Here is a 23,071-nt window from a genome sequence, read left to right as displayed (position 1 = left end):
CGCCTACCCGGCGATGGGCTTCCACCGTGCAGCGCCCGCTGGTCGAAGCCGGGGAAATCGTCCACCTGCTCGGCCGGGTGCTTTGGCTGGGAATCCGCTACCCTTTCGGCTACTGGGGCGAAGTCCGTGACCTGATGGCCGAAACGCTGCGCAGGTGCTGGCTCCCGGTCATCATTTCCACGACTGCGCTCGGTTTCGCTGGCCCGGGCATGCAGGGCGGCAGCCTCTACAGCGTGCTCGGAATTCCCGACCGGCTCGGTTCCTTTCTGCTGATGGCAAGTGTCCGCGAATTCGCGCCGTGGATCGACGCGATGATCGTCGCCGGGGTGATGGGTACTGCTATCACCGCTGACCTCGGCGCACGGCGGATCCGCGAGGAAATCGATGCCATGGAGGTCCTGGGCGTCGACCCGGTCCGGACCCTCGTGCTGCCCCGGATCATCGCAGTCACTCTGATGACGGGCCTGCTCGAGGTGTTCGCACTGGTGTGCGGTGTGATCGGCGGTTATATCGCGGCGGTGCCGATCTTTGGCGCCACCGGCGCAGCGTTCATCGGGAACTTCTGGTCCAACGCGACCACGACGGACATGTGGGGCAGCATCGTGAAGACCCTCGCGTTCGGACTGATCCTCTCGGTCGTTTGCTGTTACAAGGGCTTGAACGCTCAGGGTGGCCCGATCGGCGTCGGCCGCGCGGTCAACCAGGCGGTGGTCATCTCGTTCGCCTCGATATGGATCTTCAACTACGTCTACACGTCAGTGCTGCTTGGGTTGAACCCGGACATGCAGGTCTTCAAGTGAGGGATGCGGAATGACCGAAAAGGTTCGGCGTGGGCACTGGGACAAGCCGACGGGTCGGACGACGACACCCGACATCGAAATCACGGTCGGCGGGATCGCGGCGAAACTGCGGGACGCGGTCGCGGCCGGCGGTGACATCATGAAGTTCGCTGGCCGCACGGTGCGTAGCCTGCCAGAGTTGCGCCACCACGTCAGCGAGGTGTTCGCACAGGCCGGCATTCTGATTCTGTCCAGCGGAATCATCATCTGGCTGATGCAGTTCGTCGTCGGCACAATGTGCGCGACCGAGGCCAGCTATACCCTCAAGCAGATCGGCGCCCCGATCTATTCCGCGGTGTTCAATGACGTCTGCGGGTTGCGCGAGATGTCGGTCTACATGTGGGCGTACATCTTCGCCGCGAAGGTGGGCTGCGGGCTCGTCGCGGAGATCGGGTCGATGCGTATCGCCGAGGAGATCGATGCGCTGGAGGTGCTGGGAATTAAGTCGCGGAGTTATCTCGTTGGCACCAGGATTGTCGCGGCTTGGATCTGCATGCCCTTCCTCTACATCGTCGGGCTAGGCCTGATGTTCATTTCTATGCATCTCGTCACCGTATATCAGTTGGGCACGGTTTCCAGTGGCGGCTATTCCTATATGTTCTGGCTCTTTCAGAACCCCTACGACCTGATTGCCGCGATGTCGAAAATGGTCGCGATGGGCACGATTATCATTTTTGTTGGCTGTTATTACGGATACACCGCGTCCGGCGGATCAGTGGGAGTCGGGAGAAACACTGCAAAGTCAATGATGCTGAACATGGTGCTCATCCATGTCGTCGGGTTGCTCGGCACCTGGTTCTTCTGGGGCTCCTACCCGAACATGCCGATCGGTAACTGACAAGGAGAATTCATGGTCACCGGAATGAACGGTCCGGTCGTCAACACGATGGGCTTGTCGGGGCGGGTGCACACGATGAAGGTGCGGGATGTCCACAAGTCCTTTGGCAGCTTCGACGTGCTGCAGGGGCTCAATCTGGAATTCGCCGACAATGCGATTACTACCATTCTCGGCCCGTCCGGAACTGGGAAAAGTGTGCTGATCAAGCATCTTGTCGGTCTGCTTGAGCCGGATCAGGGTGAAGTGATGATCTTCGGTCGCGACATCTGGAAGATCGGCGAACGTGAGCGCTACGAACTGCGCAAGCGGTTCGGTGTCCTGTTCCAGGACGGTGCCCTGTTCGGGTCCATGAACATTTACGACAACACCGCATTCCCGCTGCGCAAACACACCGACATGAGTGAGGACGAGATCGAGACGATCGTCAACCAGCGGCTCAAGGAGGTCGGCCTCGACCGCTCGTCCTACAAATACCCCAACGAGGTGTCCGGCGGTATGCGCAAACGCGCCGGCTTCGCGCGAGCATTGGTGATGAACCCGGATATCGTCCTGTTCGACGAACCGGATTCGGGGCTCGATCCGGTCCGCACCAGCCTGCTCAACGACCTGATCCTCGACATGCACCAGGAGTACCGCGGGACCTACCTGTTGGTGACCCACGACATCCGCACCGCACGCAAGGTCAGTGACTACGTCGGGGTCATCTGGAAGGGCAAAGTCGTCCACTATGGACCGACCGAGGAAGCCTTCAACTCCCCGGATCCGTTCGTTCGGCAGTTCCTCTCCGGAGACTCCGCCGGACCGCTGGGAATGGACTGAAGCGATGCGCAGAATTCCTCTCCTCGTGCTGGCGGTGGCAGCGGTGGCTGCCGCTGCAGTGCTGGTTGCGCCGAGCGACGACGAGTACCCGGCGAACGTGGTGCTGCCGTCGGCGACCGGGCTGATCGCCGGCAGCAAGGTCCTGGTGAACGGTTTCGACGCCGGGAGCGTGGACAAGGTGTCTATTAAGGACGGCCGGGCTCTGGTCACGATGAAGCTGACCAAGGACTTCGCACCACTGCACTCCGGGGCGTCGGCGAGCATCGTCTGGAAGGCCGTGCTGGGTGAACGGCAACTCGATGTGCGGGACGGCCCGAAGACCAACCCGGTGATCCCTGCGGGCGGCACGCTGGACGGCAAGGTGTCCGACCCGGTCGAGATGGACAAGGTGTTAGACGCGCTCGACCCGGACACACGCGCCCACCTCAGCTCGCTGGTGCGGGGACTCGACCGCACCGTCGCCGGCAACGAGCACGATCTCCAGCAGACCGTCCGGAAGGCGGGACCGACGCTGCAGGCACTCGGTGAAGTGCTGCGCGCCGTCGGCTCTGACGGGCCGGCGATCAAGGAGCTGGTCGAACGGATGAACGACATGGTCACCACGCTGGTGAACCGTGACCAGCAGGTGCGTCTCATCGTCTCCGGGCTGTCCAATGCGACCGGTGTAGTGGCGCAGCAACGGGATCAGTTGCGCGCGGCGCTGCGGAAGCTTCCAGCCACTCTCGGTACGGCGGACCAGACGTTGGCCGCCGTGCCCGGCACGGTCGACAAGGTGGTGCCGCTGCTGGACGATCTGCGCCCGGCCACCGATCGCCTGCCCGCCGTGGCCCGCAATCTGCGCCCGGTGCTGGCGGACCTCCGGCCGACCGTGGCGCAGCTGCGGCCGACCCTGGGTTCGCTCGGGACGCTGCTGCAGTTCACCCCGGGACTGCTCGACAGTGCGCACGGCGCGCTACCCGGCACGGACTCCGCGGTGGCTTCGCTGACGCCTGCTCTGAACTTCCTGCGGCCTTACACGCCCGAAGTCGTCGGTTGGTTGTCGAACTGGGGCTCCTCGGCCGCCAACTACGACAGCAACGGCCACTACATGCGGGTCAACATCCCGGCCGGGATGTCGAGTTTCGTCAACAACCCCGGAGTCATGCCACCCGGGATGGTCAGTGACCCGTTTCCGGCGCCCGGCGCGATCGCCGGGCAGCCGTGGACCGACGCGTTCGGGAGTGGTGTCCGATGAAGCCGTTGCGCAAGATCCAGGCCGCGCTGGTCGCGATAGCGGTAGCGGTAGCCGTGGCGGGAGCCGCGGTCATCAACACAGAATCCGGTGGTCAGCCGGAAAAACTGACCATTGCCGCCGAGTTCACCGACGCGAGCCCGCTGGTCGTCGGCAACGACGTGAAGATCAAGGGGGTCACCGTCGGCGAGGTCGCCGACATGGGCGTCCGCGACGCGAAGGCGATCGTCACCCTCAAAATCGATGGAATGGCACTGCCTCTACACAAGGACGCCCGCGCCACCGTGCGGCCGGTCAGTTTGCTGGGGGAGCGCTACGTCGACCTCGAGCGGGGCACCGCGTCAGCGCCGCTGCTGAACGATGGTGACGTACTGCCGGTCGCGCAGACCGGGCAGGCCACCGACCTCGACCAGGTGCTCAACACGATCGACGAACCGACTGGCCAGTCGCTGGCTGCGCTGGTCACGATGCTGGGCCAGGGCATGCAGGGTAACGGCGCCAATGCGCGGGCCTCGATCAAGGCGCTCGCGTCGTCAATGCGGGACACCGACGGGCTGATCAAGATCCTCGGCCAGCAGAACCAGCTGCTCACTGACCTCGTCGACAACGTGCAGCCGGTCGCGAGCGCACTGGCTGCCGACAACGGCAAGACGCTGGACGGCCTGGTCGACTCCTCACGACAGGTGCTCGACGTCACGGCGAACAACCAGCAAGGACTGGACGCCTCACTCGCCGAGCTGCCGAGCACCCTCGCCGCGGCGCGTGACACCCTCGCCGAGCTCACCGGAACTGCCAAGGCCACCACGCCGGTGCTCGCGGGGATGCGACCGACGACCGAAAACCTTTCCGCCATCAGCGACGAGTTGCGGAAGTTCAGCGAGTCCGCCGACCCGGCGTTGACGAGTGCGAAACCCGTGCTCGAGCGCGCCGAGCAGCTGATGGACGCGGCGCGGCCGGTCGTCGAGGAACTCCGCAAGGCAGGCCCGGGTCTGCGCGGCACTGTCGCCGGGGCGAAACCGCTCACTGTCCAGCTTACCGACAATATCGAGAATGTCCTGAACTTCTTCCGGTTCTGGGCGATGTCGACCAACGGCTGGGACGGCCTTTCGCACTACTTCCGGGGTCAGGCGATCATCCATCCCGAGGAGATCACCGGGTTGCTGCCCTCGCTGACCGGGACCCCGCCTCCGCCGACGACCCCGGGAGCGGACAAGCCGCCAGCTTCGTCGCCGTTGCCTGAGCTGCCCGACTCTGTCGGTTCGTCGGGCCTGCTCGATCCGAAGTCCCTCGTCGCGCCCGACGGTGGCGTGACCGGGCTCAACGAGCGCCAGGAGAGCGGCGTTCTCGACTTCCTGCTCGGAGGTTCCTGATGGCCAAGCGCCGGACGCGCAAGTTCCGCTCGATGCTCACGGGTGTCGTCGTCCTCGTGGTATTCGCCCTCGCGCTGCAGCTTGCGCTCACCGCGGACCAGGGACTGCCGGGTGCGACGTACACCCTCGTCGACGCCGACGTCTCCGACGTCGGCGCGCTCCGCCCCGGTGACGACGTCCGCGTCGCAAGTGTCCGGGTCGGTCAGGTCAAGGACGTCCGGCTGGTCGACGGCACGCCGCGGGTGACGCTCCAGCTGGACGGCACGCGGGAGATATACCGAGACGCGGCCGCGGAGGCCAAGACCGTCACGGTGGCATCACGGTCCGCTCTTGGGCAGAAGTACGTTTCATTGACCCCGGGCACGCCAGGAGCGGGCAAGCTCGGCCCGGCGGACGTCATCCCCTCGAAGCGGACCGCGGGAACGCAGGAACTGAGCGAGCTGCTGGACGTTCTCGACGCACCCACCAGGAACGCGCTGGGTTCGACCGTCCGGGAAGTGGGCGGCGGATCCGGTGGGCACGCGCAGGACCTGCAGGACGCGCTCAAGGCCGCGCCGGAGATACTGCCCGACCTCGCGACTGTGTCAAAGGCATTGTCGGTCGGCGATGGCGCGGACCTGACGGCGCTGCTCACCGCAGCCGACCGGCTCTCGACCCGATTCGCGGGCAGGCAGCAGCAGCTGTCGGACCTGCTCGGCCGACTCGATACGACGATGCGGGCCGTCGCGGTGGACGACGGGAAACCGCTCGACGACGTAATCGGGCGCGCGCCAAGCACACTGCAGGCGGCCAGGTCCGGTCTGCAGTCATTGCAGGCGCCGCTCAAGGACCTGCATACGGGCATGTCACAGCTCGTGCCCGGAGCGCGTGCGCTCGGTCAGGCGACCTCTGACCTCCGGGGCGTGCTGCGGGAGGCGGTGCCGCCGCTGGGAAAGGTGCCGGACGTCGGCAAGCAGGCCGAGCCCGCGCTGTCCGACTTGACGAAGACCGTCGCCGATGCGCGACCGCTGGCGCCCCGGCTGACACACACGTTCGCCAGTGCCGACAAGTTTCTGCGGGTGCTGGCTCCCTATGCGCCGGAAGTGAGCGGGTGGTTCACGAACTGGGCCGCAGCACTCTCGCACGGTGACGAGAACGGCCACTTTCTGCGGCTGTACCTGTTGTTCAGCGAGGAGTCCGTGCTCGGGCAGGGCGGTGTGCGGGATCCACTGGTCGCCAGGAATCCCTATCCCGCACCGGGCGAGGCGGCCCAGGACGCACGGAAGATCCCAGGAGGAAACCGGTGAAGGCGCTGTCATTGCACTTCCGTACGGCGAAACGACGTCCGGTGTCAGCGTTCAAGCTCGGCGTCGTAGTCCTCGTAGTGACGCTGCTGGCCGGGTACGCGCTGGTCGAGAAGGATCGTCTCGCGACGGCGCTCCGGCCCGGAGACATCGTCCGCGTCCAGTTCGCCCAGGACTACCACCTGCAGCCGTTCGTGTCCCAGGTCAAGATCGCCGGTGTCCCGGTGGGAGTGGTGTCCTCAGTCAGCCGGGCCGACGACGGTTCGGCATTGGTCGAGGTCAAGGTGGACGACGGTGTCACGGACAAACTCGGCGGCGCACCGCGCGCGGCCCTGCGCCCGACCACCATTCTCGGCGGCAAGTACTACGTCGAACTCGCCCCGGGTGGCGACCGGACCACCTTCGCCGGCACGATCCCGGTCGAGCGGACTCGGATCCCGGTCGAGCTTCAGCAGCTCGCGGACACCCTGCAGCCCGACGCGGTGAAGGGTATCCGGTCCGCGACACAGAGCCTCGACGGCACTCTGCGTGCCGGCGGGGGATCGGCGATCGAACGACTGCTTGCCCACGCGCCGGGCACGCTTGACGCGGCGACGCCGGTCTTGCAGGGCCTGCAGGGCACGGACCCGCGCACGGACCTGACTAGCGTCGTGCACGGGTTCGAGTCGACCGCTCGCGTGCTGACCGAGAATCCGGGACAGCTCGACTCGATCGTGCAGAACCTACAGCAGGTCACTTCCACGCTCGACAACCGGCGGACCGACATCGCCACCGCGATCGCCGACCTGCCGAGGACGCTGGATAACGCGGATGACGGGCTGGCCCACCTCGGCGTCACGCTCGGCAAGCTACGGGACACCGCGGACCCCGCGCGTCCGGTCGCGCAGGAGCTCGACGTGTTCCTGGAGCACGCCGATCCGGTGCTCGCCAGGACCCGGCCGCTGCTTACGGACGTGCGCGGCCTGCTAACCGACGTGCAGCCGCTGGTCGAGCAGCTCGTGCCCGCCGCGCACGGCACTACGAAGGTATTGGACGACGTTCGTGGGCCGGTGCTTGACCGTGTCAACGGCCCGATCATGAACAGGGTGCTGTCGCCCTTCAAGGGCACCGGCATCTACGCAGGCGGCGGCTCGGACCATCCGTTGTACAAAGAGGTCGGCTACATGTTCGCGACCATGGACCGCGCTTCTTCGCTCACCGACCCGAATGGGACAGCCGTCGGCCTCCAGCCGGGTTTCGGCGGCGGCAGCATCGCGGGCACCCCGATCAACTTCGAGCAGTTGATGAACACGCTCGCCCACCTGCAGGGCGCAACACCGGAGAACAGGAGCGGCCGATGAACGCGCACCCGAGCCGGATTCGGCGTACCTGGCAGCGGATCTCGAGCGAACCGCAGCTCAAGCGCAACGTTCTTGCGCTGGTCGCGCTCGTGACCGCAGGGCTGGTGGCCGGTGGCTACATCCTCACGATGCAGCAGGTCCGAGTGCCCTGGGATGGCAAGAACCGCTACTCGGTCACCTTCGAGTCCGCGCCGGCGATCAACCCCGCGAGCAGGCAGGAGGTGCGGATCGCGGGGATAGCCGTCGGTGACATCCGCGAGGCGAGCGTCGACGACCGAGGGCACGCGCGGCTCGAGCTGGCGATCGACAAGGGACACCAGATCTACGACAACGCACGTGTCCTACTACGACCCAAGAGCCCGCTGAACGAAATGTATGTCGAGCTGAATCCTGGTGGTCCGCCGGGAAAGCGGCTGCCGGAGGGCGGGGTGCTGCCCGTCGCCAACTCGGTGCGGCCGGTGCAGGTCGACGAAGCACTCGGGCACCTGGATGCCAACACTCGGGACGCACTGACCACCCTGCTGGCCGAATCGGACGTCGCGCTGGCCGGGGCGCCCGCCAACCTGCCAGAGGGCCTCGACGCGACCGATCAAGTGGTGCGGGACCTGCAGCCCGTCGTCACCGCTCTGCAAACCCGCAAGGAGACGTTGCAGAAGCTGGTCACCGCGCTGGGGCAGATCGCGTCGGCTACCGGGGGTGATGACGAGCGGCTCGGCGCACTGGCCGAGTCACTCCAGAAGACCCTGGCGACGGTGGGGCAGCGCAACGGTGACCTCGATGCCGCGCTCGCACAGCTGCCGGACTTCACTGACCAGCTCCAGCAGGCCACCGGGAGCGTCGGTGCGTTGAGTGCCCAGCTGGACCCAGTCCTGGACAAGCTTCGCGAGGCGAGCGGAACCCTGCCCAGCTCGCTCGAGAAGTTCACCGGCACGGTCGACAAGCTCGGGCAGACCGTCGACTCCGCACGACCGGTCGTCGACAAGGCGATACCCGTCGTCCGAGACCTGCGGCCGTTCGTCGGTGACCTCAACGCCTCGCTCGGCGATCTGCATGCCGTGACCGGACAGCTGGGACCGATCACGACGGCGGTGCTGCCGTACCTGAACGACCTGGCCGCGTTCGTCACGAACTCCCGGTCGATCACGAGTCTGCGCGACGGGACCGGCGGGGCGTACCGGGCCATGGCCCAGCTCTCGCCGGAAAGCATCACGGGCCTGCTGCCGCTGTTGCCCGCACTGCAAGCCGCCGTCCCACGATAAGGGAGTGTCTAATGAGGATTCCCGGTAGGCATGTCCCCCACATCCGGACCCTGGTGCTGGCCGTGTTCATCGCCGCCTGTGCCGGACTGTTCGGGTACCTGTGGTTGAACTCCGGTGGCCGGCTACCCGGCATCTCCAAGGCGGGTTACACGGCCGAGGTGCAGTTTCGCACGGCGTCGAACCTGGTCTACGACTCCGACATCACCATTGCAGGGGTCAAGGTCGGCAAGGTCCAGGCGTTGCGCACCGAAGGCGACCTCGCGCACGTCACGATGCGGCTCGACCGGAACGCTCCGCTACACGAGGGTGTGACTGTCAAGGTCCGGAACAAGACGCTGATCCAGGAGACCTACCTCGAGATCACCGACGGCCGCGGACCTGCTCTGCCCGACGGCACCGTGCTGCCGTCGTCGGCGGGCAAGGAGGCCGTCGAACTCGACGACGTGCTCACGAGCCTCGACAAGCCGACGAAGGATTCACTGGGCTCGCTGGTCCGCTCGCTTGGTGCCGGTACGAAGGACACCAAGGAGGGTGTTTCCCAGGCGCTGCAGGGCCTGGGCGACCTCGGGCGCGAGGGCCACGATGCGCTCGACGCGTTGGCGGCCCAGTCCGGGGATCTGCAGGAGCTCACCGGCAACACCGCCAAGCTGCTGGCGGCGCTGGACACCCGGCAGGGGCAGATTGCCGACCTCGTGTCAGATGCCGAGAAGCTCACCAAGGCGACCGCGGGCAGTGACACCGAGCTCCGTGAGGTTCTGCGGCGGCTGCCTGGCCTGATGGACACCGCCAAGAACGCGAGCGGTGAGCTGAGCCGGTTGTCGCCAGCGCTTGCCCCGGTCGCGAGCGGCCTGAATGCGGCCGCGCCCGATCTCAACGCCGCACTGCAGGACCTGCCGGCCGCATCCGCGGATTTGCGTGGCCTGCTGCCTTCGCTGAACGGCGTACTCGACGCGGCTCCCGGCACGCTGCAGCGGGTGCCCGCGGTAGCCGCGGACGCGTCGAATTTCCTGCCGACTCTGAACGTGGCGTTGGGCGACGTGAACCCGATGCTGTCCTATCTCGTGCCCTACGCCCGCGACGTCGCCGCGTTCTTCACCAACATTGGCCAGGTGACGGCGCGGGGTGACGCCAACGGCAACGCGATCCGGCTGTTCATGGTTTTCAACGAGCAGAGCGTGAAGGGCCTGCCGGCGAACATCGACGTCGGGCCGCTCAAGAAGAACAACCCCTTCCCGGCGCCGGGACAGTCGGCGAATCCCGGCCCGTTCACCGGTTCCTACCCGCGTGTCGAGAAGGATCCGCCGAAGTGAGACGCCTCAAACTGAGCTGCCCGTCCCGCAAGGTCCTTGCGATGGCAGCGGCTCTCCTCGTCCTCGCCGGGTTCGTCGGCACCGGCTTGGCGAGGACGCGCATCGAGACCGGGGTCAGCTCGTTGCTGCCGGGTGACGACCCTGCCGTCACCCGGTTCGAGGAGCTGAGCAGATCCTTCGGCGGCGACCCGGTGGTCGTGCTGCTCGAGGCGGAGCAGCCTGGGCTGCTGCTGGACCAGCCGCACCTGCCGTCGCTGGTCAAGCTGGAGGGCGAGCTCGCGAAGCTACCCGACGTCGCGGCCGTCTACGGGCCGGGGACCGTGCTGAACCAGGTCGCTGGTCGGGCGCAGGACCTGATGGCCGAACTGTCCGGCCGCCGTGACCGGCTGCGCGCGCAGGCTCAGGCGCAGGCCAAGGAGCGCGGCGCGTCCGACGCGGCCGCCGCCAGGATTGCTGACGACGCGGTGGGCGGGTTCGACCAGCGGTACGGCAAGCTGCTTGTGCAGGCCCTGCCCGCCGGACTGCCAACGTTGAAGAACCAGGCGTTCGTCAAGGCCGTGGTGTTCGGTGCGGACGGGAACCCGCGACCGCAGTGGCATTTCGTGGTGCCGTCGGCGAAGGCGGCGGCAATCCTGGTGCGGCCCCGGCAGAACCTCGATCAGGCAGCCACCGAAGGGCTCGTCCAGGGCGTACGGGACACAGTCGATGCGGCCCGCGTCGACGGGGCGACGGTGACCGTGTCCGGGGTTCCCGCTATGGCCGGTGCACTGGCAGACGAGGTCCGTGCGGAACTGCCCCTGCTCGGTGGTGCAGCCCTGCTAGCGATCGCACTGTGTTTCCTGCTCGTGCCGTGGCACCGGCGCCGGCGTCGGCTGCTCCCACTCGCCGGCTCGCTGACCGCCGCCGCGGTGACTGTGGCGGTGTTCGGTTGGCTCGGCCGGCCGCTGTCACTCGGGGTGGTGGCGTTCCTGCCGGTGTTGCTCGGCGTCGGCAGCGATTTCCCGACCTACCTGTCACGGCGGGCCGACCGACGGGTGGTGTTCGCAGTCGCGGCGGCCACGGCGGCCGCGTTCGGTGCGCTGGCATTCGCGCCGCTGCCATTCGTGCAGGATCTCGGCATCGCACTCGGTATCGGTGTGCTGGTGGCCTTCGCCATCGGCTTGTTGTTCCGGCCGGTCGACGTGGAGCCCGAATCCACTGTTGCCCGAAATGGACGCAAGGCGAGTTTGCCGGTTCGGTTGGGTGTGGGGCTGGTAGTGGCGGTGCTCGCGGCCGGCGGCTGGGCGATGTTGCCGAAGGTGTCACTGCAGAGCGATATCGAGAGCTTCGTGCACGGGTTGCCCGCGTTCGAAGACGCGAAGCGGGTCGAGCAGGTCATCGGCTCCTCGGGCGAGGTCGACGTCGTCCTGCACGGCCCAGATGTCACCTCTCCGGAAGCGCTGGACTGGCTGCGCCAGGCCCAGGACGTGACCATCGCTCGGCACGGGGACCGCCTCCGCCCGGTCGTTTCGCTGCCGACATTGCTGAACTTTCTCGGGCCCGCGCCCACCAAGGACGAAATCACCGCGGCCGTCCGGTTGCTGCCGCCCTACCTCACCGGTTCGGTCCTGCGGGCCGACGGGCAGGAATCCGTGCTCTCGTTCGGGGTCCGGCTCAATGACGTCGAGGGCCTGGTCGGCCTGCGCGACGACTTGCTGAACCAACTTCCTCCGGCACCGCCGGGGTACCACGCCGAGCTGACGGGTCTGCCGGTCGTCGCCGCGCGCGGGTACGAGCTCGTGTCCGAAAACCGGTTCTGGACGAACGGGCTCGGCATCGCCGTCGCAGGGCTGGTGCTCGTAGTGGTGCTCGCCAGGCGTAAGGACGCGCTGCGCGCGGTCACTGCCGCACTCGTCGCGACCGGTATAGGCCTGCTCGGCATCGGAATGACCGGGATCTCCCTGACGCCGATTACGATGGCGCTGGGCTCCCTCATCGCCGCCGTCGGCTGCGAGTTCACGGTATTGCTGGCCGAGGCCGAACGGCGTCGCGACCTCGTGTTGCGCAGATCCGTGCTGCTGGTCGCTGCGGTCTCGACCGTCGGCTACCTCGCGCTCGCGCTCTCGCGGCTCGACGCGATCCGGCAGTTCGGACTACTGCTCGCGGCCGCCGTCTTGCTGTCCATAGCTGCCGCGTGGCTCGTGGTCTGGCTCGCGCCCACCCGCACCCGGTCCGGTCCCTCTTCCGAAACCACCCCAGTGCCCGATCTACTCGTGGGAGTCAACTCATGAAACTCACCGCACTGCCCGGCAAGATCCGACTGCCCCGCAGGCGCAGCTGGCGCATCCTGACCATACTGACGCTCGTGGTGCTGCTTAGCGGCTCCGGGCTCGCCTGGTGGTCGTCGCGCGCTGACGATCTGCCAGACGGCGTGGTCTTCACATACGGCGACCAGACCGAGACGGTCGAGAATTTGCAGGACCGGATCCAGACCCTGAAGGCGCTCTACGGGGTACAGCCACCGGACGCGCAGGACACCGTGAAGTCGGAAGCATTTCGCCGGGACACGGCGAAGGCGGTCGCCGTGGGCATGGTGCTGGAGCGTGCGGCGCGCGATCGCGGGATCGTCATCGCGGACAAGGCGGCGCAGGACGTTCTGACCCGGTTCATCTCCGAGCGGATCGGTGAAGGGCCGGACGCGAGGAGCAAGTTCGTACAGGCGCTTGGCACCACCGGGACGTCCGAGGACGCGGTGCTCGACGAGATCAAGCGACAGCTCGCGGTTTCGCAGTTGTTCGATTCGGTCACCAAGGGGAGTTCGGTCAGCGACATCGAGGTCGCGGACGCGTTCGCCCAGCGGAAGGAGCAGCTGGGCAATCCGGAACGACGGCAGATCACCAATATCGTGGTACGGACGAAAGAGGACGCAGACCAGGTGCTCGCCGACCTCAACGCCGGGACACCGTTCGAAACTCTCGTCGCTCAGCGGAGTCTGGACGGCGCCACGCGCGACAAGGGCGGCGATCTCGGCCAGGTGACGGCGGCGCAGCTCGAGGACGGATACGCGAAGGCGGCGTTCGCGGTACCCGCCGGCGGCCTTTTCGGTCCCACGCAAACCACTCATGGCTGGAACGTTGGCCGGGTCCGCCAGGTCCTGCCGCCACAGCCCGCAGTCTTCGACCAGGTGAAGGACCAGCTGAAGCAGCAACTAGTGCTGGAGAAGGCGCTCGCAACGTGGCGAGAATGGCTCGGAGCGAAACTCGTGGGTGCGGACGTGCGGTACGCCGACGCATACCGCCCGGCCGACCCGTCCGCACCGCCGCAGCAGGCGCCGGGCTGGTCGCCGTCGCCGGGACAGATCCCGGGACAGGCGCCCGGGCATCCCCAGCCGCCGCGATGATCGTGGACTTCGCGGTGCTCGCGGCTGTGGGTGCGGTACTGCTGACGATAGGACGGTGGGGCCGCCGCGCGGCGGCAGTGCGGATCAGCCCGACCTTGCCGAAAACCGAGCGTCTGAGACGGATCAGGAAGCTGCGGGGAAGCGGATATGCGCTCCAGGTCATCGGCGTGGTGTTCACGCTCGCCGCGATTTGGAGCCTCTGGTGAGGCTCAGGAGGAATCGGGCGCGCCCCGGGCTTGCTGCGTCCGCAGGAAGAGCGAGACCGCTTCGGCACGGTTCGCGGCGCCGAGCTTGCGCAGGATATGCTTGACGTGGGACTTGGCTGTGTCCTCGGAGATCGTCAGCCGGGTGGCGATTCCTGCGTTGGTCTTGCCGTCGCCCAAAAGCCTGAGTACTTCCAGCTGACGCGGGGTGAGCGCGGACTCCACGAAGGACCGGGTCGGCACCGGGCCGGGCGGCGGCACCACGGGGTCACCGATGACCGGTGCAGCCGGGAGGCCGGTACTCAGGATCCGGTCCATGGTGTTGGCGATGTTCATCGTGAACTGATCGACCTCGGTCCGCAGCGACTGGACGCGTTCGACCAGCACGGTGCGGCGGAACACGATGCCGAGCCCCTGGGCGAACATGCCGAACACCTCGCGGTCTAACTCGTCGACCTGACGCCTCTGGACGTGCCGGTCCGCGTGCACCAGCCCGAGGACGCCGTCGTCGCTGAGCACGGGAGCGACCACATAGGACTCCATTCGAGCGGCCTCGACCAGGCAGGCGAGCCCACGTACTTCGCGCTGCGTATCCGCGACGAGCAGCGCACGTCGTCTGCGCACGGCCTCGGTCTCGACGAGGGTGCGGTCCAGCACCGGGGATTCCGTGCGGCCGATCCGCAGGATCTCCGCAGCCCAGCCGGGATCACCCAGCACGGTGCAGGACTGTGGTATCCACACCGATTCGCGGATCTCGGAGAACAGCGCTCGGTCGAAGCCGAGCTGGCATACGGCCTCCGGCACGCGTTCCACGAGCCGGGCCACCGAGCGCGCGTCCTGCAACCGGTCCAATGCTTCCTGGACTTGAGTGTGGACTCTCACGCGGAGTTCGAGTTGAGCCTGTCGCAGTCGCTCGCGGACATCGGAGACCTCGATGAACAGGTTCAGGACCTCGCCGGTATGGCCTGCGGTGGCACGTTGGCCGACCCGCTCGGCGATTTCGGCCAGAATCTCGTGCGCGGCAACGAAATCGTCGGCCACGTCCGGGTCTGGACCACCGCCGAACAGAGCCCGGGCTCGTGCGGTGACCGCCCGGATCTCGCGCAAGACGACTTTGGGAATACGGTGCCCTCGGCCGAGCCGAGGCGGAGTCAACGTTGACTTCATGGTTTCCTCTCAAGCCGGGACGAGACACGGGGCGCCGGACCCGCTCGTGACCTCGTCGTCGAACGCGTCCGGCGCGGCGCTGTGCCTTGAGGATCAGGCGTCGGCGGAAACGGCTGTGGTGACGGCGAATCCCGCAACCCACTCTGGTACCGGCTCGTAGAACCGGTAGTTAATCACGTAATTCCCGCGGGCTGCCATCGCGGCGTACGCGGCGATCCAGGTTCGCACCTCGTGTGAGGAGTTCCCAGCCTGCTCGGCGAACCATGCGTTGTCCCAGGCGTCGACGTGCTGGAGCTCGCCTGCCGAAATCAGATCAAGGAACTGTCGATCCCACTCCGGATTGATCGGCCGCATCGACGACGTGCCCGCGGCTAGCTCCAGACCGGAGGCGATCACCCTGGACTGCCGCCGTGCGCGCTCTTCAGGCGTCGGGTTACGGCCGTCGATCAGCCGGGCGGCGACCTCTTCGGTGGCGTTTTCCAGTTGCGGCACCGGGGGATCGTGCGAGAGTCCGCCGGAGCCGAGGAACAGCACGCGCTGCTCGGCGATGTGTGCGCTCGCGTGGCCGACCGCCGTGCCGAGTTGCCGGATGCGGCCGACGGGGCAGAGTGGTGTGGCAACCGAGTTAATGAAGATGGGGACGACGGGAACTTTGTCGAGCCCGTCGAAAAGGATCTGCAGCGGCTGGGAAAACCCGTGGTCGACGTACATCCGTTCGGACACGGCGATATCGATCCCGGCCGCCAGCACGTCCTTGGCCATTGTCCGCGCGGATTTGGCGACCGAGAGTTCGCCAGCCGGAGTGTTGTAATCACCGAGCGCGGTGGCGTGCGTTCCGATACAGAATTGCGGCATCATGTCGTAGAAGAAGCCATTGTAGTGATCGGGCGCGAAGAGCACAACGAGGTTTGGATCGAATTCCGCGATGAAACTTCGCGCCTGGTCGAAAGCCATCTCGACTCGCTTCTCGACAGCTTTCGCCGGATGGTTGAACCCGATCAGCGGCGAATGGGACAGGGCGCACACAGCAACGGGCATCGAGCCACCAGCCTTTCTTTGTACTCATGTTCCAGGTGAAACATGCTAGAATCTTAGCACCCCTGGTTTCGACGAGGCAACAGAAGGGCATCTGGCATGGCAGCATCGATCGGGAATCGCAGCAAAGGCAGTCACAGGGCTCGGACAAAGCGAAGGAAGATGGAAAAATGTCACCGGATCAGCTCTGCCGCCTACGCCGCAGTCGCGCTGACGAGCGCGGTCGTGGTCGGCAGCGGGGTGCTGCTGGTCGAACCCGTCGCCGATGGGCGGCGCCTGCCCCTTTTCACGACGGACCGGGCACAGGCGACCACGCCGGTTCCGCAGGCATGGTCGTTCGTGTCCGGGGCCCGGCTCCCAGTTACGCTCCCAGAAGTTTCGGTGCTGCCGCCGCTCGCCGCGCCGGTGGGCCACCGACGCGGCGCTGCCACCGGACCTGGTGCGAGTTCGGGCATTCCGGCCACGGTTCTCGACGCCTACCGTCGGGCCGAGACCTTGCTAGCTCGCGAGAATCCGGGCTGTCACCTGGCTTGGGTGTTGCTCGCGGGTATCGGCAAGATCGAGTCGAACCACGCCCGACGTGGCGACGTTGACGCACAGGGAACAATGGTCCGCCCGATTTACGGCCCCGCCCTGGACGGTTCGCCAGGTTTCGCGAGTATCGTCGACCGGCAGAGCGGGCAGTGGGCACGTGCTGCCGGCCCAATGCAGTTCATTCCGTCGACATGGGAAAAGTGGGGCACGGATGGATCGGGTGACGGCAACGCTGATGTGCAGAACATCTACGATTCCTCGGAGTCGGCGGGGCGGTATCTCTGCGCGGCCGATCGCGACCTTAAAACCGCGACGGGACTGCGCAGTGCCATCCTCAGTTACAACAGGTCTGAGGATTATTTGAACAAGGTCATGGCCTGGATGCGAGCTTATTCCGCCGGGTCGTTCGCAGTCCCGGACGCGCCCGGAAACGCAGACCAGGACCCGACACACGGCGAGAACGTCGACCGCGCTCCGGCTCGCCCAGCCTCGGCATCGCGCGGTGGTGTGGCCGACCCCGCTCCGGCGAGGTCCGCGCCCGCCGAGCCGGTTAAGCCTCCCGCACCGACTCCCGCACCGACTCCCGCACCGACTCCCGCACCCGCACCGATCGCCGAGCTGCCGGTCAGCGTGTCGGCGCCGCTGGATGGTGTGGTCACGACCGTCGGGCAGACGGTGGGTGGGCTCCTCGGCCCTCTCCGCGCATCTGAATCTCGATAAACGGACTGATGGCGCCGCCCAGTTACAGAGGCGGCGCCATCAGTTTTTTCACGACCGGCCGCGCCCCATGCACAGCGCGGTCTGGGCGAGGTTCAGGAGTCCGAGTCCCGGACTTCGCCGACGAGCCGGCGCCAGCGGCGGCCGTTCTCCCGCGCGCCTTCGGCATAGGCCTCGGGGACGACGTGGTACGGCGGGCGCACGGGGCCTGCGGTGACGTAGCCGGCCTCGTCGAAGCGCAGCTTCTCGAGACTGATGTTGTACTTGGAGAACTCGCCGAAGTTCGTCCTGGCGAGGAAAGGCTCGTAGGTCCACTCGATGCGGTGGGTGAGGTGCCGTGCCGCCTCGACGTCGCCGGAGCGGATCGCGTCGCGCAGGGCGAGCACGGGTTGTGGGCCGCACAGGGCGCTGCTGCTCCAGCAGCCGAGTGACGTTTCTGGGTGGAGCGTATGGGCCGCGAGCCAGTCGCTCTCCAGCGGCAGCAGTCGGAGCCGCCCGCCGACCGCGGCCACGTCCGCGGTGAACTTGGGTGTGATCGCGATGTACTTCGCACCGATGATCTGGGGCACCTTGGCGAGCTCGGCGTAGACCGCAGACGGGATCGGCCCCTTGAACGCCTCAGGGTTGTCGTAGAGGACGATCGCCATGTCCGGGAACAGGTTCGCGACGTCCCGGTAGAAGGCGAGCAGGGCGTCGGCGCCGAGTGCGCTCCACATCGGACGGCCGAGGATGACCCCGCGCACGCCGAGATCCCGCAGGAAGCGGATCCGGTCGATGGTCTCCCTCGTGTTAGGGGTGGTCGCGCCGACGAACAACGGTAGGTCCGATGAGGTGTCCGAAACCGCGTCCGCGACGCAGGCGGTGAAGGCCTGCCATTCGTCCAGCGTCAGGGTCGCCATCTCACCGAGTGTGCCGTTGGTGATGATCCCGTCCACGCCGTCGGCGACGAGCGCACGGATCATCCGGTCGGACTCGTCGAGGTCGACGGTGTCGCGTGCGGTGAGCTCGGCCGCCCCGGGCAGCGCGGGGGTCGGGGCGACGGCGATGACGCCACGCACGTCGTCGACACCGAACTTCTGCACCACGGGGCTCTCCTTGTGCTCGCTGGGAAAGGGCGCTTGGCCCGGCGGGTCAGGTGGGGGCTTACTGACCCGCCGGGCCAACCGGCTTTTTTGGGGGACTTTCAGGAAGTGCGGCCGAACGACTCCGGTGGCTGCAGCCCCCACGGGCTGAACGCCTTCGGGAAGTCGTCCCACACCACGGGGTCGTTGCGGCGCACCCGCGGCATCTCGGCCGACAGCTCGTAGCGGTTCCCCGCGGCCCAGAAGTAGGTGTAGACGTTGCCGCCCACGCCGTGGCGGCCCGGCCCGACCTCGATCGGCACGTTGTGCAGGGCGAGCTCGTCGGCGGCCAGCTTGAGATGGTCGAACGACTCCATCCCGAGTGCGTAGTGGTGTAGCGACTTACCGGCTTCGGGGGTGGAGATGATCGCGATGTCGTGGTGCAGCGTGCTGGCCCGGCACCAGGCCGCTCCGATGACTCCGGGCGCCGGGGCGAAGATATCGGAGATCTGGAAGTCCAGCAGCTCGACCAGGAAGTCGACCAGCGGTTTCGGGTCCTGTGCCTGCACGGTGATGTGGTCGAAGTCCAGCGCGCGGATCCCGCCTCGGTGAGGGGCCTTCGACGGGTGGATGTACTGCGGTCCGGTCGAGAGCAGCGCCAGTTCCATGACGTGCCCGGAGGGTGCCTGGAACTGCAGCGACTGGACCACACCGGGGTGTTCGTCAGTGCGGGTCTCGGTCGCAACGCCGGCTTCGGCGAGACGCTTCGCGTAGCGGTCGAGGTCGGCGACGTCGTCGACGCGCAGCGCGAACTTCCGAACCCCGGTCCCGCCGGCGGTCAGCACCAGGTCGCAGCCGCCGTCGATACCGACGGACAGCCGCACCGCGCCGTCGGACCGGCCGAGTTCCTGCATGCCGAGGACGTCGGTGTGGAAGCCGATCGCCTCGTCCAGATCGGCTACGGCGAGTTCGGCGTGAGCCACCTGTGAAATGCCCATCAGTAGGTCAACTCCTATCCACTTTGTCGTAAGAGATGTTCCCGGCGCTTTCCCGCCGGTTGATGCCGAGGCCATCGAGTTGCCGCGAGTTCTCGACGAGGATCATGCGAACGCGTTCGGTGCCGTCGTTGTAGTGCCGGTGCCAGACCCACGGCGGGGTGTAGACGAAGTCCCCGGCCGACCACCGGAGTGTTTCCGGTCCGATCTCGGAGTAGCCGCTGCCCTCGAGCACGCAGTGCACGGACTCGTGCACATGGCGCTGGAGGTCGGTCGCCGTGCCTGCCGGAATTTCCTGGAGGTAGAACTCCATCGACTTCGCCGGCAGGTCGGCCAGCACTCCGACCCGGCTGGGGTTGCCGGTCACGTCCTCCTCAAGCCACCGGGCACTCGCCGAAGGGGTGATCAGGTTGCCCGGCATCGACCGCTCCGGGTCGTAGTCCTTCATCTCGTGGAGCTTGTGCATCCACTGCTCGAAATTTGTCATAATTCTCCCCTAGGTTGAGGTCATCCCGCCGTCGACGACGTGTGTCTGCCCGGTCTGGAACCCAGCGAAGTCCGAGCAGAGGTGGGTCACCAGCTCGGCGATCTCGTCGGGACGTCCCCACCGGCCGATGGGCAACTCGGTGGCGAGCTGCCGTTGTTCCAGCTCGGCCACCGGCGCGTCGGCCGCCGCGGCGCGCGCCGCGGCGAGCGCGCGCCGCCGCGGCGTGTCGATGTGGGCGGGGGCGATGACGTGCGTGGTGACGCCGTTTGGAGCCACCTCGGCGGCCAGTGACCGCGCCAGCGCGGCCACTCCGGCCCGCATCACGTTGGACAGGTGCAGCAGTGGCAACGGCTTGACCACGCCGACCGAGGTGACGTAGATCAGCCGTCCCCACCCGGCCGCCGACATCGCCGGCAATACCGCGCTGGTCAGGGAGATCGCGCTGTTCAGCAGGAGACGGTATGCCGAATCCCAGTCCTCCGCCGAGAGTTCGGAGGCCTTCGCCGCGCGCGTGCCGCCGGTGTTAGACACCAGGATGTCGATGCCGCCGAGCGCCTCGCGCGCGGCGGCGGCTGCGGTGGCCGCGGCACCGGGCTGGGTGAAGTCAGCAATCGCCCAGTCCGCCGCACCGATATCACGGGCGACCTCGCCGGTGTGCGGCCCGGTTCCCGTGATGAAGACCTCTGCCCCGTCTGCCCGTAGAGAAGCCGCGATCGCGGCGCCGAGCCCACTCGACCCGGCGGTGACCAGGGCCCGCCGGCCGCGCACCCTCATGCCGCAGCACCCTCGCCAGTGCCGCCGGACAGGACGCCGGCTTGCCCGATCGACGTGGCCAGCAGCCCATCGATCAGGCCGAGCGGTTCGGTCCAGTCGTACTGGTTGAACTGGGTGTTGATGCGGAGGAATAGCGGGTCACCGGCGTAGAACCGCTCGTAGAGTTCGTGGCGGCCGCCGAAGGCGGAGACCGCGAGATCGGCGGCCACCTTGTAGATCGCGATGCGGTCCAGGCTGTTCGTCTCGGGGCCGCGGTAGAACCGGGTGATGTCCTCGGCGATCGGTGAGTCGAACGCGCTTACGTCGGCTGGCTGGTAGAGTAAGCCACCGGCGAGAATCTGCTGCAGGATCTCCCGGACCCGCGGGTACCAGCGGTTCCCGGAGTTGCGGATCGCGTAGAGCGGGCGGACGTCGGGGAACAGGAAGCCCTCCTCGTTGCGCTGTGCACCGGACTCGGACGCGAGGACGGCCGCCCTGGTCAGTTCGATGTAGGTGGTGATCTCGCCGAGCGCGTCGCGGACCTGGGGGAACTGGTCGGTCTTGACGATCTCGGTCGCGCGCTTGGCGATGCCCGCGACGAACTGGAGCTTCGCTAGCATCCGGACCGAGGTCTGGACGCCGGTGAAGGCGTTGGAGTTGATCGCCCAGATGTTGTTCACTCGCTCGTAGTCCTGATTGATGAAGACCCGGTCCCAAGGCACCAGCACTTCGTCGAACACGATCACGGCGTCCATCTCGTCGAACCGGCTGGACAGCGGGTGATCGAAGGCATTCCCCCCGCCGAACGGCTCGCGGCAGATCAGTCGGACGCCCGGCGCGTCGGCCGGGATGGCGAACGCGATGGCGTAGGGCTTCTCCTCGGCCGCGTACTTCCGTAGCGAGAACGGCCAGACCAGGATCTCGTCGGAGTACGGCGCGGCCGTCGCGAGCATCTTCGCGCCACTCACGATGATGCCGTCCGGAGTCTCGCGTTTCACGCCGAGGTAGGTGTAGGGGTCAGGCTGCTGCGACGGCGGCTTCGAACGGTCGACCGGCGGGTCCGCCAGCGCGTGGGACAAGAACAGGTCGTTGTCCCGCACGTACTTGTAGTACGCGCGCACCCGGTCGGCGCCGTCGCCGAAGAACTCGGCGTTGGCGTTCCACGCCACCAGCATCGCGCTGACGAAGTCCGTGCTGCGCCCCATCATGCCGAAGCTGGAATCCGCCCACTGCTTGTGCATGACGCGGCGGAGCTCGAGGTCCTCCGCAGTGCGGGGCATCAGGAACTGCACGCCTTCCTTGGGAGCACCGCCGTCGGGCGCGAAGAGCATGCTGTCGGTCTTGAACTGCAGGTCGTAGAGGCGGGCGATCTCGGCCGCGGCGCCGGACGTCGCCTTGTGCCCGGCCACGTCGGTGATCTTCTCGGCCCCGACCCACAGCTCGGGACTGTGTGCGCGCAGCCGGTCGAGGTACGCGGTGCCGTTTCGTGCGGTCATCACTTTCCTTTCAGGAACCTAACGTGGGTCTCGTTGAACTGGTCCGGCTTCTCCCACTGCGGCCAGTGGCCGGCGCCCTCGATGACTTCGAGACGGCTGCCGGGGATGAGCTCTTCCAGTAGCGCGGCTTCCTCGACGGAGGCCGTCGGGTCGTGGTCGGTCCACAGCAGCAGGGTCGGCGAGACGATGCGGCCGCACCACTCCGAGGACCAGACGTACGGGCGCCGGTGTTCCCAGTCCTGCACCGCGAGGATGTTGCGCATCGCGTCCTCGAACCCCGGCTGGGTGTAGATCCGCAACCGCAGGTCGACGAGCTCGTCGGTGACGAGGCTCTTGTCGTGGAAAAGCCATTCGACCCTGGTGCGCACGGTCTGCCTGCTCGCTTCGCGGACCGCCTTCATGCTCGATTCCTTCAGCCCGGCCATCACCTCCGGCTTGTTGGTGACGTTGCCGGGAGTGTTGAGCACCAGCCGATCGATCCGTTCGGGGTGGTGTGCCGCGGCCCACGCCGCCACCCAGCCGCCGAGCGATTCGCCGGAGAGATGCGCTTTTCCAATGTCCAGCGCGTCCAGCAGCGCGATCAGGTGATCGCTGAGGTAGTCGATCGTGTAGGGCCGGTCAGGTTTCGCCGAAAGCCCGTGCCCCGCCATGTCGTAGAGGACGATCCGGAATTCCTTCGCCAGATCGCGGACGTTGCGCGAATACGCCTCCAGATGCCCGCCCGTGCCGTGCACCATGACCAGTGCCGGACCGGTACCCGCTTCTACCACCCGGGTGGCGATGCCGGCCGCGTCCACGGTCCGCTGGCGCAACTCGACGCCCGCCAAATCGCCCCAGATGCTTACGTGCTGCTCCACAGCATTCCTTCCTGTCGCAACCTGCCTCCATTTTGACATACTAGAATCTCAGAAGCAACAAGCTTGTCGTCGCTCGATGGCGAAAACGGGTGCCATGG

Annotated in this window: 21 protein-coding genes; 13 read left to right on the top strand and 8 right to left on the bottom strand. The window is 66.9% G+C overall.

Translation table 11 applies throughout. The features are described from left to right. Nucleotides 1–26: 26 nt before the first annotated feature. Genes D0C15_RS17070 through D0C15_RS17015 form a run of 12 tightly spaced genes read left to right on the top strand, consistent with a single transcriptional unit; the run spans nucleotide 27 to nucleotide 13,874 of the window. Nucleotides 27–800, top strand: a complete 774-nt coding sequence (locus D0C15_RS17070; RefSeq protein ID WP_091675919.1) for an MlaE family ABC transporter permease — start codon at nucleotides 27–29, stop codon at nucleotides 798–800. 10 nt (nucleotides 801–810) lie between these two features. Next, nucleotides 811–1,677 (top strand): ABC transporter permease, encoded by an 867-nt coding sequence (locus D0C15_RS17065; RefSeq protein WP_245788634.1) that lies wholly within the window; start codon nucleotides 811–813, stop codon nucleotides 1,675–1,677. 12 nt (nucleotides 1,678–1,689) lie between these two features. After that, entirely contained in the window at nucleotides 1,690–2,496 is an 807-nt protein-coding gene (locus D0C15_RS17060) for an ABC transporter ATP-binding protein (RefSeq protein WP_116046435.1), read from the top strand. Nucleotides 2,497–2,500: 4 nt separating this feature from the next. Then, nucleotides 2,501–3,730 carry an MlaD family protein gene (locus D0C15_RS17055; protein ID WP_245788636.1) on the top strand — a complete coding sequence of 410 codons (1,230 nt, stop codon included), beginning with the start codon at nucleotides 2,501–2,503 and terminating at the stop codon, nucleotides 3,728–3,730. Then, the gene (locus D0C15_RS17050; RefSeq protein ID WP_091675924.1) at nucleotides 3,727–5,097 is read left to right on the top strand and encodes an MlaD family protein; all 1,371 of its coding nucleotides are present in this window, start codon (nucleotides 3,727–3,729) and stop codon (nucleotides 5,095–5,097) included. Before D0C15_RS17055 ends, D0C15_RS17050 begins: the two co-directional genes overlap by 4 nt. After that, on the top strand, nucleotides 5,097–6,383 hold the full coding sequence (locus D0C15_RS17045; RefSeq protein WP_116046433.1) for an MlaD family protein: 1,287 nt from the start codon (nucleotides 5,097–5,099) through the stop codon (nucleotides 6,381–6,383). Before D0C15_RS17050 ends, D0C15_RS17045 begins: the two co-directional genes overlap by 1 nt. Further along, entirely contained in the window at nucleotides 6,380–7,720 is a 1,341-nt protein-coding gene (locus tag D0C15_RS17040) for an MlaD family protein (protein WP_116046431.1), read from the top strand. The genes D0C15_RS17045 and D0C15_RS17040 overlap by 4 nt, the downstream gene beginning before the upstream one ends. Then, nucleotides 7,717–8,979: an MlaD family protein gene (locus D0C15_RS17035; protein WP_116046429.1), complete on the top strand. Its 1,263-nt coding sequence runs from the start codon at nucleotides 7,717–7,719 to the stop codon at nucleotides 8,977–8,979. The genes D0C15_RS17040 and D0C15_RS17035 overlap by 4 nt, the downstream gene beginning before the upstream one ends. An 11-nt stretch (nucleotides 8,980–8,990) precedes the next feature. After that, nucleotides 8,991–10,289, top strand: a complete 1,299-nt coding sequence (locus tag D0C15_RS17030; protein ID WP_091675935.1) for an MlaD family protein — start codon at nucleotides 8,991–8,993, stop codon at nucleotides 10,287–10,289. Between the two features lie 41 nt (nucleotides 10,290–10,330). Further along, complete coding sequence (locus D0C15_RS17025; RefSeq protein ID WP_091675937.1) at nucleotides 10,331–12,559, top strand: MMPL family transporter; 2,229 nt, start codon at nucleotides 10,331–10,333, stop codon at nucleotides 12,557–12,559. Next, a complete protein-coding gene (locus tag D0C15_RS17020; RefSeq protein WP_091675940.1) occupies nucleotides 12,556–13,668 on the top strand; it encodes a peptidylprolyl isomerase in 1,113 nt (370 codons plus the stop codon). The genes D0C15_RS17025 and D0C15_RS17020 overlap by 4 nt, the downstream gene beginning before the upstream one ends. Beyond that, a complete protein-coding gene (locus D0C15_RS17015; protein WP_091675942.1) occupies nucleotides 13,665–13,874 on the top strand; it encodes a hypothetical protein in 210 nt (69 codons plus the stop codon). Before D0C15_RS17020 ends, D0C15_RS17015 begins: the two co-directional genes overlap by 4 nt. Nucleotides 13,875–13,877: 3 nt before the next feature. Here the strand turns inward: D0C15_RS17015 and D0C15_RS17010 are convergent, their stop codons facing one another. Beyond that, a complete protein-coding gene (locus D0C15_RS17010) occupies nucleotides 13,878–15,038 on the bottom strand; it encodes a LuxR C-terminal-related transcriptional regulator (protein ID WP_245788638.1) in 1,161 nt (386 codons plus the stop codon). 93 nt (nucleotides 15,039–15,131) lie between these two features. After that, complete coding sequence (locus D0C15_RS17005) at nucleotides 15,132–16,076, bottom strand: 3-carboxyethylcatechol 2,3-dioxygenase (protein WP_245975890.1); 945 nt, start codon at nucleotides 16,074–16,076, stop codon at nucleotides 15,132–15,134. Nucleotides 16,077–16,235: 159 nt separating this feature from the next. Between D0C15_RS17005 and D0C15_RS17000 the strand changes: the two genes are divergently transcribed. After that, nucleotides 16,236–17,327: a lytic transglycosylase domain-containing protein gene (locus D0C15_RS17000; protein ID WP_020501059.1), complete on the top strand. Its 1,092-nt coding sequence runs from the start codon at nucleotides 16,236–16,238 to the stop codon at nucleotides 17,325–17,327. A 92-nt stretch (nucleotides 17,328–17,419) separates the two neighbouring features. On the opposite strand, the gene D0C15_RS16995 is transcribed toward D0C15_RS17000, so the two are convergent. The 6 genes from D0C15_RS16995 to D0C15_RS16970 form a co-directional block, all read right to left on the bottom strand. Further along, a complete protein-coding gene (locus D0C15_RS16995; protein ID WP_091675950.1) occupies nucleotides 17,420–18,409 on the bottom strand; it encodes a dihydrodipicolinate synthase family protein in 990 nt (329 codons plus the stop codon). A 98-nt stretch (nucleotides 18,410–18,507) separates the two neighbouring features. Beyond that, nucleotides 18,508–19,383 (bottom strand): VOC family protein, encoded by an 876-nt coding sequence (locus D0C15_RS16990; RefSeq protein ID WP_091675953.1) that lies wholly within the window; start codon nucleotides 19,381–19,383, stop codon nucleotides 18,508–18,510. A gap of 7 nt (nucleotides 19,384–19,390) precedes the next feature. After that, entirely contained in the window at nucleotides 19,391–19,867 is a 477-nt protein-coding gene (locus D0C15_RS16985) for a cupin domain-containing protein (RefSeq protein WP_026197883.1), read from the bottom strand. A gap of 9 nt (nucleotides 19,868–19,876) precedes the next feature. Further along, nucleotides 19,877–20,641, bottom strand: coding sequence for an SDR family oxidoreductase (locus tag D0C15_RS16980; RefSeq protein WP_116046427.1), 765 nt, complete (start codon nucleotides 20,639–20,641; stop codon nucleotides 19,877–19,879). Beyond that, nucleotides 20,638–22,116, bottom strand: a complete 1,479-nt coding sequence (locus tag D0C15_RS16975) for a 4-hydroxyphenylacetate 3-hydroxylase family protein (RefSeq protein WP_091675958.1) — start codon at nucleotides 22,114–22,116, stop codon at nucleotides 20,638–20,640. Before D0C15_RS16975 ends, D0C15_RS16980 begins: the two co-directional genes overlap by 4 nt. After that, entirely contained in the window at nucleotides 22,116–22,973 is an 858-nt protein-coding gene (locus D0C15_RS16970) for an alpha/beta fold hydrolase (RefSeq protein ID WP_020501053.1), read from the bottom strand. Before D0C15_RS16970 ends, D0C15_RS16975 begins: the two co-directional genes overlap by 1 nt. Nucleotides 22,974–23,071 lie beyond the last annotated feature (98 nt).

The sequence above is a fragment of the Amycolatopsis palatopharyngis genome (genome assembly GCF_003385185.1).
In the GTDB taxonomy this organism is placed as follows: Bacteria; Actinomycetota; Actinomycetes; order Mycobacteriales; family Pseudonocardiaceae; genus Amycolatopsis; species Amycolatopsis palatopharyngis.
Note: the sequence above shows the minus strand (reverse complement) of the source record. Positions and strands in the feature narration are given on the sequence as shown.

Excerpts from the sequence above, each read along its gene's own strand:
- D0C15_RS17035 (WP_116046429.1), top strand. The coding sequence starts at position 7,717 with ATGAACGCGCACCCGAGCCGGATTCGGCGTACCTGGCAGCGGATCTCG.
- D0C15_RS17025 (WP_091675937.1), top strand. The coding sequence starts at position 10,331 with ATGGCAGCGGCTCTCCTCGTCCTCGCCGGGTTCGTCGGCACCGGCTTG.
- D0C15_RS17030 (WP_091675935.1), top strand. The coding sequence starts at position 8,991 with ATGAGGATTCCCGGTAGGCATGTCCCCCACATCCGGACCCTGGTGCTG.
- D0C15_RS17045 (WP_116046433.1), top strand. The coding sequence starts at position 5,097 with ATGGCCAAGCGCCGGACGCGCAAGTTCCGCTCGATGCTCACGGGTGTC.
- D0C15_RS17055 (WP_245788636.1), top strand. The coding sequence starts at position 2,501 with ATGCGCAGAATTCCTCTCCTCGTGCTGGCGGTGGCAGCGGTGGCTGCC.
- D0C15_RS17020 (WP_091675940.1), top strand. The coding sequence starts at position 12,556 with ATGAAACTCACCGCACTGCCCGGCAAGATCCGACTGCCCCGCAGGCGC.
- D0C15_RS16980 (WP_116046427.1), bottom strand. The coding sequence starts at position 20,641 with ATGAGGGTGCGCGGCCGGCGGGCCCTGGTCACCGCCGGGTCGAGTGGG.
- D0C15_RS17005 (WP_245975890.1), bottom strand. The coding sequence starts at position 16,076 with ATGCCCGTTGCTGTGTGCGCCCTGTCCCATTCGCCGCTGATCGGGTTC.
- D0C15_RS17010 (WP_245788638.1), bottom strand. The coding sequence starts at position 15,038 with ATGAAGTCAACGTTGACTCCGCCTCGGCTCGGCCGAGGGCACCGTATT.
- D0C15_RS17065 (WP_245788634.1), top strand. The coding sequence starts at position 811 with ATGACCGAAAAGGTTCGGCGTGGGCACTGGGACAAGCCGACGGGTCGG.
- D0C15_RS16990 (WP_091675953.1), bottom strand. The coding sequence starts at position 19,383 with ATGGGCATTTCACAGGTGGCTCACGCCGAACTCGCCGTAGCCGATCTG.
- D0C15_RS17050 (WP_091675924.1), top strand. The coding sequence starts at position 3,727 with ATGAAGCCGTTGCGCAAGATCCAGGCCGCGCTGGTCGCGATAGCGGTA.
- D0C15_RS17000 (WP_020501059.1), top strand. The coding sequence starts at position 16,236 with ATGGAAAAATGTCACCGGATCAGCTCTGCCGCCTACGCCGCAGTCGCG.
- D0C15_RS17015 (WP_091675942.1), top strand. The coding sequence starts at position 13,665 with ATGATCGTGGACTTCGCGGTGCTCGCGGCTGTGGGTGCGGTACTGCTG.
- D0C15_RS17060 (WP_116046435.1), top strand. The coding sequence starts at position 1,690 with ATGGTCACCGGAATGAACGGTCCGGTCGTCAACACGATGGGCTTGTCG.
- D0C15_RS16975 (WP_091675958.1), bottom strand. The coding sequence starts at position 22,116 with ATGACCGCACGAAACGGCACCGCGTACCTCGACCGGCTGCGCGCACAC.
- D0C15_RS16985 (WP_026197883.1), bottom strand. The coding sequence starts at position 19,867 with ATGACAAATTTCGAGCAGTGGATGCACAAGCTCCACGAGATGAAGGAC.